General features: G+C 44.6%; 16 protein-coding genes. 8 read left to right on the top strand and 8 right to left on the bottom strand.

Annotated elements, in window-relative coordinates; genetic code table 11:
- Nucleotides 1-41: 41 nt before the first annotated feature.
- The gene (locus UF05_RS11875; protein WP_025552196.1) at nt 42-2,102 is read left to right on the top strand and encodes an alpha-amylase; all 2,061 of its coding nucleotides are present in this window, start codon (nt 42-44) and stop codon (nt 2,100-2,102) included.
- Between the two features lie 67 nt (nt 2,103-2,169).
- Here the strand turns inward: UF05_RS11875 and UF05_RS11870 are convergent, their stop codons facing one another.
- Together UF05_RS11870 and UF05_RS24605 are read right to left on the bottom strand one after the other, a co-directional pair.
- Nucleotides 2,170-2,886, bottom strand: coding sequence for a DsbA family protein (locus UF05_RS11870; RefSeq protein ID WP_025540966.1), 717 nt, complete (start codon nt 2,884-2,886; stop codon nt 2,170-2,172).
- A gap of 96 nt (nt 2,887-2,982) precedes the next feature.
- Nucleotides 2,983-3,270 (bottom strand): hypothetical protein, encoded by a 288-nt coding sequence (locus UF05_RS24605; RefSeq protein ID WP_015313644.1) that lies wholly within the window; start codon nt 3,268-3,270, stop codon nt 2,983-2,985.
- Nucleotides 3,271-3,718: 448 nt separating this feature from the next.
- On the opposite strand from UF05_RS24605, the gene UF05_RS11865 reads away from it, so the two are divergent.
- From UF05_RS11865 to UF05_RS11850, 4 genes are all read left to right on the top strand, one after another.
- Nucleotides 3,719-4,456, top strand: coding sequence for a nucleoside recognition domain-containing protein (locus UF05_RS11865; RefSeq protein ID WP_005480162.1), 738 nt, complete (start codon nt 3,719-3,721; stop codon nt 4,454-4,456).
- A complete protein-coding gene (locus tag UF05_RS11860; RefSeq protein WP_045545557.1) occupies nt 4,456-4,923 on the top strand; it encodes a YjiG family protein in 468 nt (155 codons plus the stop codon). The genes UF05_RS11865 and UF05_RS11860 overlap by 1 nt, the downstream gene beginning before the upstream one ends.
- 9 nt (nt 4,924-4,932) lie before the next feature.
- On the top strand, nt 4,933-6,057 hold the full coding sequence (locus UF05_RS11855) for a M20 family metallopeptidase (RefSeq protein ID WP_045545556.1): 1,125 nt from the start codon (nt 4,933-4,935) through the stop codon (nt 6,055-6,057).
- 165 nt (nt 6,058-6,222) lie between these two features.
- Nucleotides 6,223-6,597, top strand: coding sequence for a YkvA family protein (locus UF05_RS11850; protein WP_015313642.1), 375 nt, complete (start codon nt 6,223-6,225; stop codon nt 6,595-6,597).
- 104 nt (nt 6,598-6,701) lie between these two features.
- Here the strand turns inward: UF05_RS11850 and UF05_RS11845 are convergent, their stop codons facing one another.
- The 3 genes from UF05_RS11845 to UF05_RS11835 form a co-directional block, all read right to left on the bottom strand.
- The gene (locus UF05_RS11845) at nt 6,702-8,006 is read right to left on the bottom strand and encodes a dicarboxylate/amino acid:cation symporter (RefSeq protein WP_045545555.1); all 1,305 of its coding nucleotides are present in this window, start codon (nt 8,004-8,006) and stop codon (nt 6,702-6,704) included.
- A 400-nt stretch (nt 8,007-8,406) separates the two neighbouring features.
- Nucleotides 8,407-9,678: a DUF1835 domain-containing protein gene (locus UF05_RS11840; RefSeq protein ID WP_045545554.1), complete on the bottom strand. Its 1,272-nt coding sequence runs from the start codon at nt 9,676-9,678 to the stop codon at nt 8,407-8,409.
- Between the two features lie 280 nt (nt 9,679-9,958).
- Nucleotides 9,959-10,849, bottom strand: coding sequence for a LysR family transcriptional regulator (locus UF05_RS11835; RefSeq protein ID WP_017447197.1), 891 nt, complete (start codon nt 10,847-10,849; stop codon nt 9,959-9,961).
- A 110-nt stretch (nt 10,850-10,959) separates the two neighbouring features.
- Here UF05_RS11835 and UF05_RS11830 point away from each other — a divergent pair, with 110 nt between their 5' ends.
- Nucleotides 10,960-11,268 (top strand): monooxygenase, encoded by a 309-nt coding sequence (locus UF05_RS11830; RefSeq protein WP_045545553.1) that lies wholly within the window; start codon nt 10,960-10,962, stop codon nt 11,266-11,268.
- Between the two features lie 7 nt (nt 11,269-11,275).
- Nucleotides 11,276-11,647, top strand: a complete 372-nt coding sequence (locus UF05_RS11825; RefSeq protein WP_024701001.1) for a hypothetical protein — start codon at nt 11,276-11,278, stop codon at nt 11,645-11,647.
- Nucleotides 11,648-11,711: 64 nt separating this feature from the next.
- Here UF05_RS11825 and UF05_RS11820 read toward each other — a convergent pair whose 3' ends face one another.
- The 3 genes from UF05_RS11820 to UF05_RS11810 form a co-directional block, all read right to left on the bottom strand.
- Complete coding sequence (locus tag UF05_RS11820) at nt 11,712-13,883, bottom strand: polysaccharide biosynthesis tyrosine autokinase (protein ID WP_025500838.1); 2,172 nt, start codon at nt 13,881-13,883, stop codon at nt 11,712-11,714.
- 53 nt (nt 13,884-13,936) lie between these two features.
- On the bottom strand, nt 13,937-14,377 hold the full coding sequence (locus tag UF05_RS11815) for an arsenate reductase/protein-tyrosine-phosphatase family protein (protein ID WP_025793681.1): 441 nt from the start codon (nt 14,375-14,377) through the stop codon (nt 13,937-13,939).
- A gap of 128 nt (nt 14,378-14,505) precedes the next feature.
- On the bottom strand, nt 14,506-15,624 hold the full coding sequence (locus tag UF05_RS11810) for a polysaccharide export protein (RefSeq protein WP_023584498.1): 1,119 nt from the start codon (nt 15,622-15,624) through the stop codon (nt 14,506-14,508).
- A 454-nt stretch (nt 15,625-16,078) separates the two neighbouring features.
- On the opposite strand from UF05_RS11810, the gene UF05_RS11805 reads away from it, so the two are divergent.
- Nucleotides 16,079-16,984, top strand: a complete 906-nt coding sequence (locus UF05_RS11805; RefSeq protein ID WP_045545659.1) for a hypothetical protein — start codon at nt 16,079-16,081, stop codon at nt 16,982-16,984.
- Nucleotides 16,985-17,022 lie beyond the last annotated feature (38 nt).

Below are 17,022 nucleotides of genomic sequence, written 5' to 3'. Positions count from 1 at the left end.
TAAATGTGCATGGTTACCATGTGCTGCCAATGGACTGAACGATGAAACTGAACCTGATTACCACTACTTTATTGCTTGCGTCGGCAAGTGCCATCGCCGAGCCTAACATCACCATTTCTACCACGACCAACAGCCGTGACTTCCCGCTAAGTGCAGAGCAGCCTTTGGTTGTGCCTCTAACCAAAGACGGATATACGCTTAAAATCACGGGCGTTGAAGGCGACTGCGTTGCACCCGATGGTCAGAAAGTGAAGTTCAACAAACCTATCGCGCTAAATTGTGGCAAGCCGACCGAACTGCCACTCAAAGTTCGCTTTACTGGCGACTATTCCTTCGCGTATGACGACGCGGCTAAGACGTTGCTGTTTAAGCGAGAGCCAAAAAAAGCAGCAAAAACCGAATTTAAACGCCCGATCCCGCAAGTGCAATGTGAGGTTTACCAAGGCGGAGAAGTGACGATCGCTCTGGGGGATAGCTTTCCTGAAGGCACCAAGTTACGCGATGCTTATTCAGGTCAAATGGTTGAAGTGAAAGAGCAGAAAGTATCACTGACGCCAAGTAAAGACTCAGGCGGCCTAGTGCTGCTAGAGCCTGTGCAGAAAACCAAAGAGGCGGTGCCATTTGATTACCGAAACGCGAACATTTACTTCGTGATGGTTGACCGTTTCAACAACGCAGACGCAAGTAACGACAACAGTTATGGTCGTAAAAAAGACGGCAAAGATGAAGTTGGCACGTTCCATGGCGGTGACCTTAAAGGTGTAATTGAGAAATTGGATTATATCAAGAGCCTAGGTACAGACGCGATTTGGTTGTCGCCAATCGTTGAACAAGTGCACGGCTTTGTCGGTGGTGGCGATAGTGGCTCATTCCCGTTTTATGCTTACCATGGCTACTGGACGCGCGATTTCACCAAGATTGATGAGAACTTCGGTAACGAAGAAGATTTAAAAACGCTGGTGGAAGAGGCGCACAAGCGTGGCCTCAAAGTCTTGATGGATGCGGTTATCAACCATTCTGGTTACTCAACATTGGCGGATCTACAGTTTGATGGTATCGATGTGTTAAAGCCTAATGCCGAACTGCCCAAGAAATGGGGCGACTGGCAACCAAAAGCAGGCGAAAATTGGCATAGCTACCACCAGAACATTGATTATCAGAGTCCGAACTGGGCGAAGTGGTGGGGCGGCGATTGGGTAAGAACCGGCTTGCCGGGTTACCCAGCTCCGGGCAGTAGCGACATTACGATGTCTCTTGCTGGCTTGCCAGATTTCATCACTGAATCAGACAAAGCAGTGAAGCCCGCGCAGTGGCTATTGGATAACCCTGGTACTCGCGTTGAGGCGCGTGACAATTACACCGTCTCGGATTACTTGATTGAATGGCAAACTGACTGGGTGAAACGCTTCGGCATTGATGGTTATCGCGTCGACACGGTGAAACACGTCGAAGGTGAAGTTTGGAAGCGTCTAAAAGAGGAAGCATCGAACAGCCTAGAACAGTGGCGTAAAGAAAATGGCAAATCAGGCCAGCCGTTCTGGATGATGGGCGAAGTCTGGGGACACACCGCGTATCGCAGCCCTTATTTCGATGATGGTTTTGACGCGTTGATCAACTTCGATATGCAGAAGAAGCTAGACAAAGGCGCGGCTTGCTTTAGCCAAATGGCAGACACTTACCAAAGCTATGCGGACACTATCGCGAACGAGAAAGACTTCAACCCAGTCAGTTACATGTCTTCTCACGATACGGAGTTGTTCTTCTCACGTTTTAAAGATTACGGCATGCAACGTAACGCCGCGAACGCATTGCTCCTTAGCCCAGGAGCGGTTCAGGTTTATTATGGCGATGAAGTAGGCCGTAACATTGGCCCTTACGCGGATGATTTCCACCAAGGCACACGTTCAGACATGGTTTGGAAGCTATCGGATGACAAACAAGCTTTGCTGAAACACTGGCAAACCCTTGGTCAGTTCCGTCAAGCACACCCTGCCATTGGCGCAGGTCAGCATCAAGTGATTGAACAGGAAGGCGCGTACGTTTTCTCCCGTTCGCTTGGCAATGACAAAGTCGTCGTGGCGTTTGTAGGACGTGATAAGTAACTAAACGCTCTTTATATCGACAAATATAAAGCCCTTCCTTGAGTTATCAGGGAAGGGCTTTATTGTTTTAGTTCGCCAGTTCTTGGTCGATGACTTTTTCTAGCTCGTCAAACGGCACATAGCCAGGAATGACCTGATCATTAATGATCAACGCGGGCGTACCGCGTAAACCAAGTTGCGTGAAATACTGATAGTTTTTATCAAGCAGCGCTTTGGTCTCTTTGTCGTCGACAAGCTGCGCTTCTGTCCCCGTTTTCTTCGCGATCTGTTTTAACGAACGTGCATCATGTGCGCCCGGTTTTTTCACCAATAACTCATGCACTTGTTCGTACTTATCTCGCTGGTTTTGCCAAACATTTAATGCGTAACTTGCCGAGTTGTAGCCGTTTTTCTCGTATTGTTCTTTAAAAGAGACATTGAGGTTAAGCACTTTTATCTGCGGATATTCCTTACCAACTTTGACCAGTTCGCCTTCTAAACGTTTACAAAAAGGGCAACTGTAGTCCGTTACGTTAATAATGGTTAACTCAGGGGTTTCAGCACCAAAAGAGGAATGTTTACCATCATTTAGATAGTGACGAACCTCCTTCAAGGTGTCGCCAAATGACTGTTGATACGCAATGTACTCTTGCAGGTTTTGGTGCAATGAATCAAGAATTTGAGGGTTCTCTTTTAGTATCTGAGTAATTTCCTCTAGCTTTTGTTCTGAGGTCTTTTCTGATGCGAAAGATACGGCAGGTACGATAGCCATCGTTAACGCCAAAAGTGTACGAGTGAATGTCATAATATTTCCTAAAACTTTTAGATTTCGTTGTTTGTTATGTGAAGTGAATAAAATACGTACAAAAGTCAGGCGAGCGGGTTTCTCGCCTTGCTGGGTTTATTCTCTAAACACGCAAAGTTTTAGGTGAACCCGATACTTTTCCCGTATCGGTTCTGTGTATTCCAGATAACGAATTGCTGTGGATGCCATCGGCAGCGCCACAATCAAAGCAAACAGAAAAAATGGAATAAGAATATGATCAAACTGGTGTTGGTACGCTTGAACCAGCTTCTCTGAAAGGTCGCAAGATGGTGATAAATTCACGCTTTCATCTTGCTGACTCTGTATTTGGTGAGCCTTAGGGCAGCTTTTCGAGAAGCCGGAGTTTTGGCTTAAACATACCATCACCACCCAAAACACGAGGGCGAGTGTCCACTTGGCTATTTTAGGTTGTGAGCGTAACAATGGGCTGCCTAGTCCTGTCGATTCTGGTTTATGCCGTTTGCATATGACCGGACAATCCTAACCTAAATTTCATTATGGAATGTTACTTTCGAGTTAATCGATATCGCCTCAATGCCAAAGTATGAAGTACGTCATAAATGTTGTAGAAAGCAATATTCGTTGGAATCATTGGTCGGATTGATGAAGAAGTCCTGAGGTATCGATATAGATTAATATACCTAATTGTTAGCGCAAATTTTTATTATCTTTCAAATGTGATTAAAATCATAAAACAAAACTTCATAACTGAGTCGCCAGAATGTTCGGCAGGCGGATTGATTTTGATCATCTCTCTAGCACATTATTCGGGTGAACATATGTGTCCTGTCCCACATGTGTAGGTAATGTTATGAAAAATCCTGTTCAAACCGAGCGCAAGGTTACGCTGGGGTGCTACGTTGCACTGGCGTTTGCGGTCGTCTTCTTTTCTGGTCTCATGCAATCGAACGAATGGTATGGCGTATTTGATTTCACCACGTTGAATGGCTCTTTTGGCAAGGTGGCTTATGGTGTCACCGAAACGGCTGACGGTGTGCAAGTTGCAACAACGTCGCTTCGTGGTACTGGTGGTAGCGGTGCACGTGACGGTTTCATTTTTGCACTTACTTTGATTCCTACCGTTATGTTCGCACTGGGTATGATCAATGTACTTGAGCACTATGGCGCACTAGAAGCAGCACGCAAACTGTTAACGCCGCTTCTTCGTCCAATTATGGGTATTCCGGGTAACTCTGGTTTGGCTCTTATCGCTTCGCTGCAAAGTACCGACGCGGGCGCTGCGATGACTCGTCAGCTTAAAGATGAAGGCCATCTTACCAAACGCGAAACCGATGTGTTCACTATGTTCCAGTTCACCGCTGGTGCCACCATTGTTAACTTTTTCTCCTCAGGGGCGGTGCTGTTTACGTTGACGATGGCGGATGGCTCGCTTGCCGTAACGTCTTCTATTGGTTTGGCGGTTGTGGTGATGTTCTTGTTTAAAATCGTGGGTGCGAACTTATTCCGTATCTATCTAAACATCACAGAAGGTAAAGAAGACAAGCAAGAGCAAAGCAAATCTGAGAACTTAAAAGAGGAGACGGCGTAATGAGTGACGTAAAAGTAAGTAAGCCGATGGTGACGGATATTTTCGTTGAAGGCGCTAAAAAAGGCTGGGTTATTGCGACAACATCAACCGTGCCTAACGTTCTTATGGCGTTTGTCATCATTAAGGCGTTGCAGATCACTGGCACGTTGGATTTGATGGGCTCGGTGTTTTCTCCAGTAATGGCGGTTTTTGGTTTGCCAGGTGAAGCAGCTGCGGTGTTGATTGGTGCTTGGATGTCGATGGGCGGCGCAGTTGGCGTGGTTATCACATTGTTTGACCAAGGCATCTTGAATGGTACGCACATCGCGATTCTTGCACCTGCAATTTACCTAATGGGCTCACAGGTTCAGTACATGGGGCGAATTATGGGACCTATCGGTACTGAAGGTCGTTACATCCCAATCATGATTGCGATTTCCGTATTGAACGCATTTGGCGCAATGCTAGTCATGAACTTATTTGTTTAGGGGGCAATCATGCAGTTTTCTCTCAATGAATATCTCGAAGAACTTCGTCCTCTCATCAATGTCGATTGTGGCACGTACACCACTGATGGCATTGAGTTCATCGCTTCTCAATTTGAAGAGAAGTACCAAGCGATGTCTGGTTGGAGCGTAAAACGCATCGACTGTGGCAGAGCGGGCATCGGTCTTGAAGTTCGAAACAAGCCTGAGGCTGAGCAAGTTGACGTGATGCTGATTGGTCACATGGATACAGTGTTCCCTGTCGGCACCGCTGGATTACGTCCTATGTCTCAAGACGCTGAAAAAGCGTACGGTCCGGGTGTCTCGGACATGAAATCTGGCTTGCTGAATATTGTGTACGCGATGCGTAACCTCGACCAAGCGGTGTTGGATAAACTGTCAATTTGTATCTGCATGAACCCAGACGAAGAAACCGGATCGTTAGATTCGGTCGACTGGATTCAATCTGTTGCAAAAAACGCGAAAAACGTATTGGTGGCAGAAGCAGCACGTGCAGACGGTGGTTTAGTCAAAGCGCGCAAAGGCATGGCGCGTTATAAAATCACGTTTAATGGCATTGCAGCTCACGCTGGCAACGAGCCAGAAAATGGCCGCAGTGCAATTACCGAGATGGCGAACTGGATTCTCGCAATCAATGCTATGACGAACTTCGAATCTGGCACCACATTAAACGTGGGTATTGTGTCTGGCGGTAACGGCGCAAACATCGTCCCTGAGCACGCTGAAGCGATCGTGGATGTGCGTTTCTGGAGTAATGAAGAATACGATGATGTCGATAGCAAGCTAAACGGCATGCTGGAAACACCATTCGTTGATGGCGTTAGCATCGAGTTGGTTCGTGAAGCTTACAAACCTTCTATGGTGCCAAGCGCGCAAACTGAAAGCTTGATGGCATTAGTTGAAGAAGCAGCAAGTGAACTGTCTATCGACATCAACTGGAAAGAAGTAGGTGGCGGCTCTGATGCAAACAATACGGCAATTCTTGGAGTTCCAACTTTGGATGGTCTAGGACCTATCGGTGCAGGTTTCCACAGTGACCAAGAGTACTTGTTGCTTGAATCTATCGAACCACGTATCAAAATGCTGATGCGTGTACTGGAGAAGATAGCTCAGTAGCGCACTCGACAACTTAGTTCCCAACATCACGATCCCCAGACTTCGGTTTGGGGATTTTTCTATCTGTGTTTTTGTTTCACTTTACTATCATTTCTTGTTATTAATCTTGCGTTCAGGTTCGATTTATTAATATGTTGGCCACAGTCATAAATTTCGGAGGCAACGATGACCACAACAATGTCTGTAAAATCGGCGCCGAAAGACGCCAAAGATCAAACGATGCAAGCGCCAGATGAGAAAACCTTCTGGCGCAAAATGAAAGGGTCGGTTAAGAAAGCGGGTGAAGAAATTGCCGTTATGGGCATCAAATCATGGCTCGCGATGACAGATTCCAACACCGCCATTCGGCATAAGGCGATTTTAGGTGGCGCGTTGGCTTACTTCGTATTACCAACTGATATGGTGCCTGACGTACTAGCAGGCGTCGGCTTTACCGATGACATGGCAGCGCTTACCTTAGCCGCTAACTCTGTCGGCAATGCCATCACTAAAGAACACGAAGCACAAGCTAGAGAAAAACTGAATTCGATGGCGGATTAGAAAGAGCATTTCTAGACGCGGAGAAAACAAAAGCCCCGATGTTTCCATCGGGGCTTTCTTTTAGACAGGACTATATAATTTCAGAATGGTAATCGTAGAACGATTTAGGCGTCAGCGCGTTTAAGATGCACTTCTTCTTCGGCAACGCCTGCCATTGGGTCGTTGAAGCGAGCTTCATCCAATGCACCTTCTGATTTCGCAACGATGACGGTTACTGCACTGTCACCAGTGATGTTTACCGCGGTACGAATCATATCAAGAAGACGGTCAACACCCATGATGAGCGCGATACCTTCAAGCGGCAGACCAACTTGGTTCAATACCATAGCAAGCATGACAAGACCTACCCCAGGAACACCCGCAGTACCAATAGACGCAAGTGTTGCGGTCATGATAACCATCATGTAATCGCCCATGCTCAAATCAATATTGAATGCTTGAGCAATAAATGCGGTTGCGACACCTTGCATGATGGCTGTGCCGTCCATATTCACGGTTGCACCTAGAGGAACAGTGAATGATGAAATACGGTTATCTACGCCCATGCGGTGTTTTGCTGTTTCCATTGTCACTGGAATGGTCGCGTTTGATGATGCCGTTGAGAAGGCAAACATGATTGCGTCTTCCATCTTACGTAGGAACGTAATTGGGCTAAGGCCAGTAAAGCCTTTTAGCATTAGACTGTAAGTCACTAGGCCGTGAAGCAATAGTGTGCCCGCTAACACAACAAAGTACTCGGCTAGGTTGACGATGGCACTTAAGCCAAGACCAGTAAACAACTTCGCCATCAAGAAGAACACGCCATATGGAGCTAGGTTCATCAAAATTGCTACAAGCTTCATGATCACTTCGTTTAGATCAGAGAAGAATGCAGCAATTCGTTCACCAGGCTTACCTGCTGCGCTGATCGCGACACCAAACAGAACCGCAAACACGATCACTTGCAGGGTTTTACCTTCTGCCATCGCGCTGATTGGGTTGGTTGGGAACATATCGATGATCACTTGACCCAAAGAAGGCGCCTCTGCCGACTTAAATGAGCTTGCTGCTGTCAGATCAGCGCCAGCTCCCGGTTGGAATAGCGTGCCCATTGTAAGCGCAAGTGTGATAGCGATAGCGGTCGTTGCTATATAGAAAGCAAGGGTTTTACCACCCATGCGACCCAATGTAGAAAGGTCTTTTAGAGAGCTCGTGCCGCAAACCAGTGAAACAAACACTAGTGGTACGACAAGCATTTTTAAGCTGGCGACGAAGATCTGCCCACCAACTTCAAATAATCCATTAACGATGTATGCGTCGACAAATCCGTTGTAGGCAAAAAGTGTGCGAATTGCAAATCCTGTCAAGATACCCGCTACCATACCTAAAATTACTCGGCTGGTGAGCGACATCGGTTTCTTGGTATTCATGAGAACACTCCTTATAGTTATGCACCTTGAGTTCACTTCAAAGCGGCGAGCAGAGTAGCAGTGGAGTGAGAAAATACGAAAGAATAATCCTCTGATTGATTAATAGATGTGAACCTTGTCACTATAAAAAATAGAACTTTAACTAAATTGCAACGAAATGGCTGGTTGAAAACTTCAAGTTTTAACACTTTTATCGAACATACAACCGATAGAAATGAATTCTTACATTTCGGTTAAATAAGGAATGATGTGCATATCTTCGAGGCGGAAACTGATTTTTGCATAAATAGTTACGGTTTATGCAGTGTGAAATAGGTGATAGGTCGTAATAGGATTTGGATCCAGACGGCGATGCTAATGCTCAATACAGTCAATAGCATCACAGCTCAAGGTTGCGTAATTACGATTTTTTGTAGTGAGATAGTGAGGAGATGCGTTGGTGATCCCAACGCCAATGATTATGTTCGTTTATTCGCATTCCGCCCACCCAGTAACATTGCTTTGCTCGCTTTTGGCCTGCTAAACACGCTTTGCCAAATTCGGTCAGCGTAACTTTTTGTTCCCACCAATTTTTCTCTAATGAGTCGATAGCGAAAAGCGGCACTTCGGATTGAGTAAGTGGTAACAGTAGGGCGTAAAACATGACATCACCTAAAAAAGGTAGCGGTTCAATTTGCTGATACCGCTTGAACCACTCTGTGACAGAGATGGGTGAACGCTGTGAACTCAATACATTTAAAGCAAGCTGTTGAGTCATGCTCAAACCGCTATTGGTATGAGGCAGTTCTTGCAAGAGACGCCTAAGCACATCGGACATGTTCGGTAAGCAATCCAGTTGATGTTGCTCTATCAAACTGACGATAGCTTTTGGTGAGGAACATGACACTGCTTGCCAACACTGCTTTGCTTGGCTCAATAACTTAGCAGATACGGGTTTACGGTATCGCCAGCAAGAACGAATAGCTTCTTCAGGCAACTGCCCAAAACCAATAAAACGCTCAGTGCCCGGGAACTGGTTCAACTCAATGATCTCTATCACTTTATTCTCTACATTCTCTAACTGTGTTAGAGCACGAATTAGCATCAATTGATCATAGCTGTCATGTTCGACCCAAAAGACGATTCGTTCAAATACATCACTTTGCAACAGATCGAGGTTTGATTGTTCCAATGTGACTATATCTTGCACCGAGTCTTCACGCTTCATCACGGGCAGCAGAGTCTCTACGACATATTGGGCACGAATGGCAAGGAAGTTCTGCGGTGTTGCTGGTATGGGGCCAATACAAAGCGGATCGATCAGGGCTAAAAATGTCCCTTCAAATCCGCTGGCTTTAAGTTGTTGTTGAATGTCGTGGCCACAACGAACGTGTAGCGTTTTTACTTTCGCATCTAGGGGCGGTTTTTGTTCTTTGATGGCTCGTTTGTGCGCTTCTAGCTCTTCGACATGAGCTTTTAGTTTACTCCAACTGGATAAGCCCAGTTCTCTTGCGAGTGCATGTTGAACGTCAGCCAATTGAATTGTATTGGGAGTCAATGACTCTGGTTTGGAGTGACATCGCTTAACTAACTCCAACGTAGCGTCATCGTATAGGCGGATAGCTTTGAGCCTTTTTTTAGCAATGGATTTTTGCTGATTGATATTGATCGAGAAGCTATTTGTAGAGTTCATATTTCACCTTTCTTATTTCTTCCACACTCGCCTAAATAGAAGCTAAAAAGAAGGTAAAAACAGATTGTGCCTGCTAAACCAAGCAGGTGAGGATATTGCCGTGAACCGAGTTCTTTCCGCGAGTGTTGGGTGCTTTAGGCATGAGCAGAGTGATAGTAGGTGGTCGCTATCCTTCGTGCAACCTTTTGTGAGAGTGTAGCGTCACAAAATGGCCGTTTCTCTATACTTAGGGAGAATCAATAGGCGATAACACTAGCGATTCAACTCAATACCACTGTCGCTAGGCTCGAGTTTCTACACTTTTGAGTAAAGTACGATAAAGCGCTTGAGTCGCAGGACCACTTTTGGCTCCTTTGGGCAAAGTGAGGTGCAGCGCAACTTGATATTGATGGGAGTGTTCGATCTCCAATACTTTAATTTTATCGCTCTTGCGGGCTGCGACTAAGTGCGCTGGTAGCCGACAAAATCCAGCGCCTTGCTCTACGGCGTGAAAAGCGTGGTCGAAGTTATCGACGGTAATACGCTGACGTGCGCGTAACCAACCCACATCTCTTTTCGTTTTGTCTGAATTGCCTAAGTCACGGATGACAATTTGGCTGGTGGTTGCAAAATCGTCGATGGAAACATGCGGCTTTTTAGCGAGTGGATGGTGTGCTGCTATTACAGGCAGCATGGTTGTTACGCCAAACGCTTCGGCAGGGTAGTTGGTTATCGGTAAGTTGATGATTGCGATGTCAGCAATCTCATTTACGACCATTTCGGTTGTTTTGCTCAGTGACGTTTCAACCACTTGAACGGAGGTCGTGTTGTTGTCCTCCAAAAATTGACTGAGTGGTGCATAAAGCCAACAAGGGTCACAAAGATGATCTACTGCGACCGTGATTTGAGATTCCACCCCACTTTTTAACTGCTCGCTGATGACTTCCAGTTCCCGCGCTTGTTCAAGCATGGATTGTGCACGACGCAGTATGGTTTTGCCGTGCTCAGTCAAACCTGCTTTGCGCCCTCGTACTTCGATAAGTTGAATACCAAGTTGGTCTTCTAACTTCCTCACCGAGTAGATCAATGTGGTATGGCTCTTGTTGAGCAGCAAAGCTGCAGATTGAATGCTGCCTTCTTGATCAATCGCTTGTAGCGTTTGCCATTGTTCTAAGGTCGTTTTTAGTCTCATGAGTCAATTTTTTAAACAGTTAATGGCAAAATTATGAACTTTTTTGTCAGTTTTATAAAGGCAATAATCTTGTCATCGAAAGCGAGTCAATTAAGAAGAGGAGACTCAAGATGGCGAAATTATTGCAAGTTGATTTTGAATTTCATGGTCCGTTTGGTGAAGAGATGTCGAATACTTTGGTCGACTTAGCTAAGTCAATTAATCAAGAGCCGGGCATGATTTGGAAAATTTGGACGGAAAGCGAACAAGACAAACTTGGCGGTGGCATCTATCTTTTTGAAGATGAAGCAACGGCGCAAGATTATCTCAAAATGCATGCCGCACGCTTACGAAAAATGGGCGTAGTCGAAGTACGAGGTCAAATCTTCGATATCAATGTGCCGTTAACGACGATCAATCAAGGGCCTATTAGAGGATAAGGAGATGATGACCAACCGCACTTTTCTAACCGTTCATGGTGTCATATATACGGTATTCGCTTTTGCGTTGTTTTTTGTACCAACCATGATGTGGCCGATGTATGGCGTACAAATTAACGACCAATACGCGCTGTTTTTATCGCAACATACGTCGATCTTTTTAGGTGGAATCGCTGCGGTGAGTTTGATGCTACGTGATGTGGAATCTGGTAAGACTGCGAAACAGCTGTTTAAGGCATTATTGATTACTAATGGGTTAGGGGCAGTGATTACTACCTATGCCAGCATTACAGGAGTATTTTTCGGTTTTGGTTGGAGTGACCCAATATTCTTTGTCTCGCTCAGTTTGTTGACGTACAAGCAATTAAGAATGCAATAGAAAAAGCCCTGCTGTTTCTAGCAGGGCTTTGTAATATTTGGTCAAATTAGCGATCTAGATTAATTCATGATTCGCTTTTGTACGCGTAGTTGTAGTAGCCGTATCCATAGCCGTATGAGTTAGATGCTTTTTTCTCAACCGCATTGAGAATCACACCTTTAACTTCTACACCTGATTGCTCGAAGCGACCACGTGCTACCTCAATTTCTTTCAATGTCGTTTGGTCGAAGCGAGCTACCATCAATGTGGTGCCAGCAAGTGCACCAACGATGCTTGGATCCGTTACTGCAAGTACAGGCGGTGTATCGATGATGACTAGATCGTACTCAGCGGACATATCATCAATAAAGCTCTTAAAGCGAGGGTGCATAAGAAGCTCGGAAGGGTTTGGTGGAACCTGACCGCGAGTAACTACATTTAGATTGTCTATTGACGTCGATTTAATGATGTTGCTAGGTGCTACTTTACCGCTCAGGTATTCTGAAAGACCATTATCCCAACGTAGGCCGAAGCATTGTTGTAGGTAACCCTTACGCATATCTGCATCAATAAGAAGCACTTTTTGACCTGTTTTCGCAGCAACGGCTGCAAAGTTGGTCGAGACAAATGTCTTACCAATAGAAGGCGCTGGACCGGAAATCATAAGCACGTTGTTTTTCGCTTCCATCATTGCGAAGTGCAAACTGGTACGTAGGCTTCGAAGAGCTTCGATAGATAAATCTGCAGGGTTCGCTTCAGCAAGTAAAACCAACTCATTGTTGCCTTTACTTTTATTGCGCTTCAGTTTGCTTGCAAACTCTAGCTGCTGAATAGATTTAGGGACGCTTGCATATACCGGAATGCCCATTTGCTCGATTTGGTCAGGCGTTTCTACACCACGGTGGAAGGCTGCGCGAATCAATACGAATGCAACGCCAGCCATACCGCCTAGCAACGTCGCCAAAACAACGATGAGTGCTTTTTTCGGTTTTATTGGTTTAGAAAATGACTGAGCACTATCAAGAATACGAACGTTACCAACGGTTCCTGCTTTGATAATGTTGAGTTCTTGCACCTTGTTCAATAGCTGGATGTAGATTTGTTGGTTAACTTCTACATCACGTGTCATACGCAATACTTCACGTTGAGTTTTAGGTAGTTTTTGAACTTGTTTGTTTAGGCGCTCTTTTTCTTTAAGCAAGGTTTGACGCTTATCAAGCAGCGATTTGTATGCCGGGTGATCCTGAGTGAAGCGTTGGCTGATCTCACTTTCTTTGAATGTCAGCTCGTTCAACTGCGCTTCTAATTCAACCATCACTTTCAATGTTGATTGAGCTTCTAAGCCTAAATCGATGGATTCATTTTCTTGACGGAATCGATTAAGTACATCTTCAGATGCCGTCAGTTTAATTTTGATATCTGGTAGATGGCCTTTCAAAAACTCAAGACTTTGTTCTGCTTCTGCGGAATTACGTTGTACATTTTGTAAGAAGTAGTTTTGGCTAATATCGTTCAGGATGGCTTGAATTTTAGTACGATCTTCGCCAGAGAAGCTTAAAGAGATAATTCCCGTTTGCTTGCCACGCTCGCTGATTGAAAGGTTTTCTTGAAGTTTGTTAATTGCATCTAGTTTGCTGATTTTGCTGACCGTGAATGAGTCACCAGTTTGAGCCACTAATTCAGTTGCTAAAAATTGGTATCCATTCTTCTCAAGCAGTTCACCAACTTTTCCTTCAAGTACGACACTGCCATTATCCTCAGTTAGCTTGAATGCTTTCTGCTCTGCATCTACAACTTCTAATGTTAGAGGAATTCCGACCGCATAGGATGGAGCGTTAAAACGAGTAACGTTAATGCTAATTTGCTCGCCTTGGATTCGTGCTAAGCCTTTGCCAATGATAGGCATATAGTTAGGAGATGCAACGGTTGTTAAGTTGAACTTATCTACAGTGCCACCCAAGATCATACGAGATTTAATGATTTCAATTTCAGTAGTGGCAGATGATTCGGCGGAGAACAATTCTCCCATATCACCAACCATTGCAGAAATACCACCTGAACTCTTACTTTCAATTTGAATCAGAGCATCAGCTTTGTAGATAGGTGTAGATAGAATGGCAACACCGACACCTACAATAGAAAATAGGACGACGGTACATAAAATGAGCCACTTAGCATCAAGAATGATACCAAAGAGCTTCCCCAAATCGATTTCATCGTCGACTTGACGTGATTGTTTAATAGTTTGTGTTGTCATTACTTTAACTTCTTGAATACCTTGCCATTAGCGTTTGTGTATAGTCTTTCGACTTATAGTTTTTTTGACCATGCCAATGCCGCTTTTTCTATCAGCGCATAAGCATGCTCGAATGCTTCCCTGCTTTGTCTGTATGGGTCAGGGATATTTTTTTCTTCGATCCATTGTCCAAATAGCATGGTTTTACCACGAGCCTCCGGAGCAATTTTTGTTAAGGCTTCTACATGGCCTTTTTCCATTACCAGTATAAGATCGTACTGAGCACAGAGCTCTGGTGTTAATTGCTGTGCTTCATGCCCGTCTAAACTAATACCGTGTTCACTGGCGAGGTTTGCAGCCATTTGATCTGCGGGCTTTCCTGATAGATGACTTTTGTGGACAGCTAAGCCTGCTGAAGCCACTTGCTTATTAGGAAGCAAAGATTGTAAAAGTCTTTCCCCGGTCGGGGAGCGGCAAATATTGCCTACACAGACAACGAGAATATTAGAAAACAAGTTCTCACCCTATTTAAGCTATTGCTAAATAATCGAATCTACATGCTCTATCTTGTTCTGAAGAGCAACAACGGTTCTTTTGGTATTAGAAAAGAGCACAAGGTTCAACTCTTGTGCTCATGTTAATTCTATGGCCAAGTGCGAATGCGTAGCACACCTTCTGTTAGCTCATTAAAGCCTGAAATCGTAGGCACTAGCTGTGTAATTACACGATTCCAACGGCTAATCGGAGCGGTGGTAACATACACAATATCATATGGATTTAGATCAAACTCGGTACCAATAACGAGTGCAGACGCATCAGACACATCTAACTGGTAGATGTCTGCCATTTTAGATTCTTCTTTTGAACGTCTAATGACAAAAACACCCGTGGCGTCTGCCGAAATTTGATTAATACCACCGACGTTACTCAGTGCTTCAGTAAGGCTCATGCCACTGCGATCAATTTTCAGCAGTTTTGGATCATTGACTTCACCCATCACGAATACCTTTTGTGCGTCATTACGTGGGATGTGGACAATGTCCCCCGGTTTTAGAAGACGGTTTTGAGTGAGATCACCTTGTTGCATTAGTGCATAAAGCGAGATGTTTTCAACCACCCCATTGCGTGTAAGAGTTGCATTGCGCCAGTCTGCCTCTTGAGCAAGTCCACCTGCGCGGTTTACTGCGTCTAGAAGTGTTAGTGGAATGTTAGTGATCGCTTGTTGGCCTGGCTTGTTCACTTCACCTGTAACATAGGTTTTTTTAGAGCGAAAAGCTGCGACGCTAACGTCTACTTGAGGACTTTCGATGTATTTTGCTAAACGGCTTGCTATATCAGAACGAATTTGTCGAACGTTTTTGCCTTCCACTTTTACAACGCCAATGTATGGGTAAAAAATGGTGCCGTCAGAATGCACCCAGTTCCCAGCTTCCGCAGAACTACGGTACGAACCCGCAGGAATAGTGAGCTCTGGATGATCCCAAATCGTGATGTTCAGAATATCACCGGGGCCAACCTCATACTCATATTTGGCTATTTCCACATCTAGCTCTGGGTTTGGTTTCGAGAAAGGCTCAATAGAGTTTAAAGAAGTGACTCGCTCCAAAGTTAGGGGATAAACGGTAACTTGAGACTCTATGTCACTGGATTCGGTAGTCATTACCGTTTTATCGCTGATAGAAAGATGGCTACCAGGAAGTGTACAGCCTGAAAGGACGATAGGAAGTACAGTTATCCCCAAAAATTTATTAAGTGTATTCATTGGTTTATAGCTACCGAAAGAAATTTGCCGACTGAAATTGAATCATTCTAGTTGAGCTGCATGTCATCAATATTGATGTTTTACTGCAGTTTAAGCCTGTAGAAAACGAGTCCATTCAGAATTATTTATGTAATAAGCACTCCAAATGGCTGCTTGCGACTTAGAGCTTTAGTTTTATTAATGAAGGTTGAAAACTGACCCACAAAAAATAGACAACTATTATCCATCTGGTTGCAATAAAGGCAACTAGATACTTAAAAAAATACTGACAAATATATGACAAAAATGTGTCTATCTAGAGTTATTGAGACGAATGCATGATTTTGCACAGGTAAGCAGAGATTAATGTGAAAAAACTCATGCCAAAGTTGTATGCATCCTATTTACACCATATGCAACTGCCGTTATGCTTCCTGTTGCGGTCGGATATAACAACAAATTATTGGAGCTAATTTTGAAAATCAAACTTTTAACGGCAAGTGTGGCTGCGGTTCTGCTGGCAGGTTGTGGTAGTGACAGTGACCCAGTAGTGAAAACTTACTCAGTTCAGGCTTATGATCCAGCTGTTATTGGCATGAAAGTTACCTACACGTGTGGTGACTTGACAGGTGAAGCTGACGAGTTAACAACTAATTACGAGACGATGGTTGGTTATGCTCGTATTAGTCATATTGATGTGGTTAGTGCACCACAAGATTGTGAGTTTGTACTAAGCCCAACAGCAACAAGTCGTGATGCATCTAATAGTAAACCTATTACAACGACGTACAAAATCCCTAAAGGCCTTGCACAGGCAGATTCTCGTGTAACAGGTTCTCCGTTCACGACTCTTGTGGCGGATTCTTTGGAAGAAGGTGGGGTTTACTCTCCGGAAGTTGCAGAGCAAGTTTTTGCTGACTTGGGTATTGATATTAATGCGATCGGTGTATCAGTAGACGATTTACTACGTAATACTGAAAATGTCGTAAAAGAGCTAGATAAGAGCACTGATGCTGCGACTAAAGCGTTGGCCACTAAGCTTGTGGCAACTGCAAACGTAGTTTCTGATGTAATCAAAGCGAACCCAACAGCGACGCCTAAGTCGATTTCAGTAGCTGCTAAAGCGATCACTGAAGAAGTCATTGTGAAAAACCCGCACTACCCGAAAGCGGGTGCTGATTCTGAAGATGTTATCTATGTAGAGATCTCTGCTGAAGATACGAAGAATGTTGTTGACCAAGTTGAGAAAGACGTTGCAGCAGGTAAGCCTGTTGACGAAATCAAACCAACTGTTCCAACAATTCCTGATGCAAAACCTGGCAAACCAGTCAAGCCTGATCCACTTCCGGGTGGCGGTACTGGTGCTACGGGCGGTAACTAGTAGTTAAGTTATCTCTGTATAGTTTATAAGGCCTCTAA

It is taken from the genome of Vibrio sp. S457-15 (genome assembly GCF_000960545.1).
GTDB lineage: Bacteria > Pseudomonadota > Gammaproteobacteria > Enterobacterales > Vibrionaceae > Vibrio > Vibrio parahaemolyticus.
This window is presented reverse-complemented; position numbering and strand designations above follow the sequence as displayed.

Coding starts and splice junctions, on each gene's coding strand:
- UF05_RS11875 (WP_025552196.1), top strand. CDS start 42: ATGAAACTGAACCTGATTACCACTACTTTATTGCTTGCGTCGGCAAGT.
- UF05_RS11870 (WP_025540966.1), bottom strand. CDS start 2,886: ATGACATTCACTCGTACACTTTTGGCGTTAACGATGGCTATCGTACCT.
- UF05_RS24605 (WP_015313644.1), bottom strand. CDS start 3,270: ATGGTATGTTTAAGCCAAAACTCCGGCTTCTCGAAAAGCTGCCCTAAG.
- UF05_RS11865 (WP_005480162.1), top strand. CDS start 3,719: ATGAAAAATCCTGTTCAAACCGAGCGCAAGGTTACGCTGGGGTGCTAC.
- UF05_RS11860 (WP_045545557.1), top strand. CDS start 4,456: ATGAGTGACGTAAAAGTAAGTAAGCCGATGGTGACGGATATTTTCGTT.
- UF05_RS11855 (WP_045545556.1), top strand. CDS start 4,933: ATGCAGTTTTCTCTCAATGAATATCTCGAAGAACTTCGTCCTCTCATC.
- UF05_RS11850 (WP_015313642.1), top strand. CDS start 6,223: ATGACCACAACAATGTCTGTAAAATCGGCGCCGAAAGACGCCAAAGAT.
- UF05_RS11845 (WP_045545555.1), bottom strand. CDS start 8,006: ATGAATACCAAGAAACCGATGTCGCTCACCAGCCGAGTAATTTTAGGT.
- UF05_RS11840 (WP_045545554.1), bottom strand. CDS start 9,678: ATGAACTCTACAAATAGCTTCTCGATCAATATCAATCAGCAAAAATCC.
- UF05_RS11835 (WP_017447197.1), bottom strand. CDS start 10,849: ATGAGACTAAAAACGACCTTAGAACAATGGCAAACGCTACAAGCGATT.
- UF05_RS11830 (WP_045545553.1), top strand. CDS start 10,960: ATGGCGAAATTATTGCAAGTTGATTTTGAATTTCATGGTCCGTTTGGT.
- UF05_RS11825 (WP_024701001.1), top strand. CDS start 11,276: ATGACCAACCGCACTTTTCTAACCGTTCATGGTGTCATATATACGGTA.
- UF05_RS11820 (WP_025500838.1), bottom strand. CDS start 13,883: ATGACAACACAAACTATTAAACAATCACGTCAAGTCGACGATGAAATC.
- UF05_RS11810 (WP_023584498.1), bottom strand. CDS start 15,624: ATGAATACACTTAATAAATTTTTGGGGATAACTGTACTTCCTATCGTC.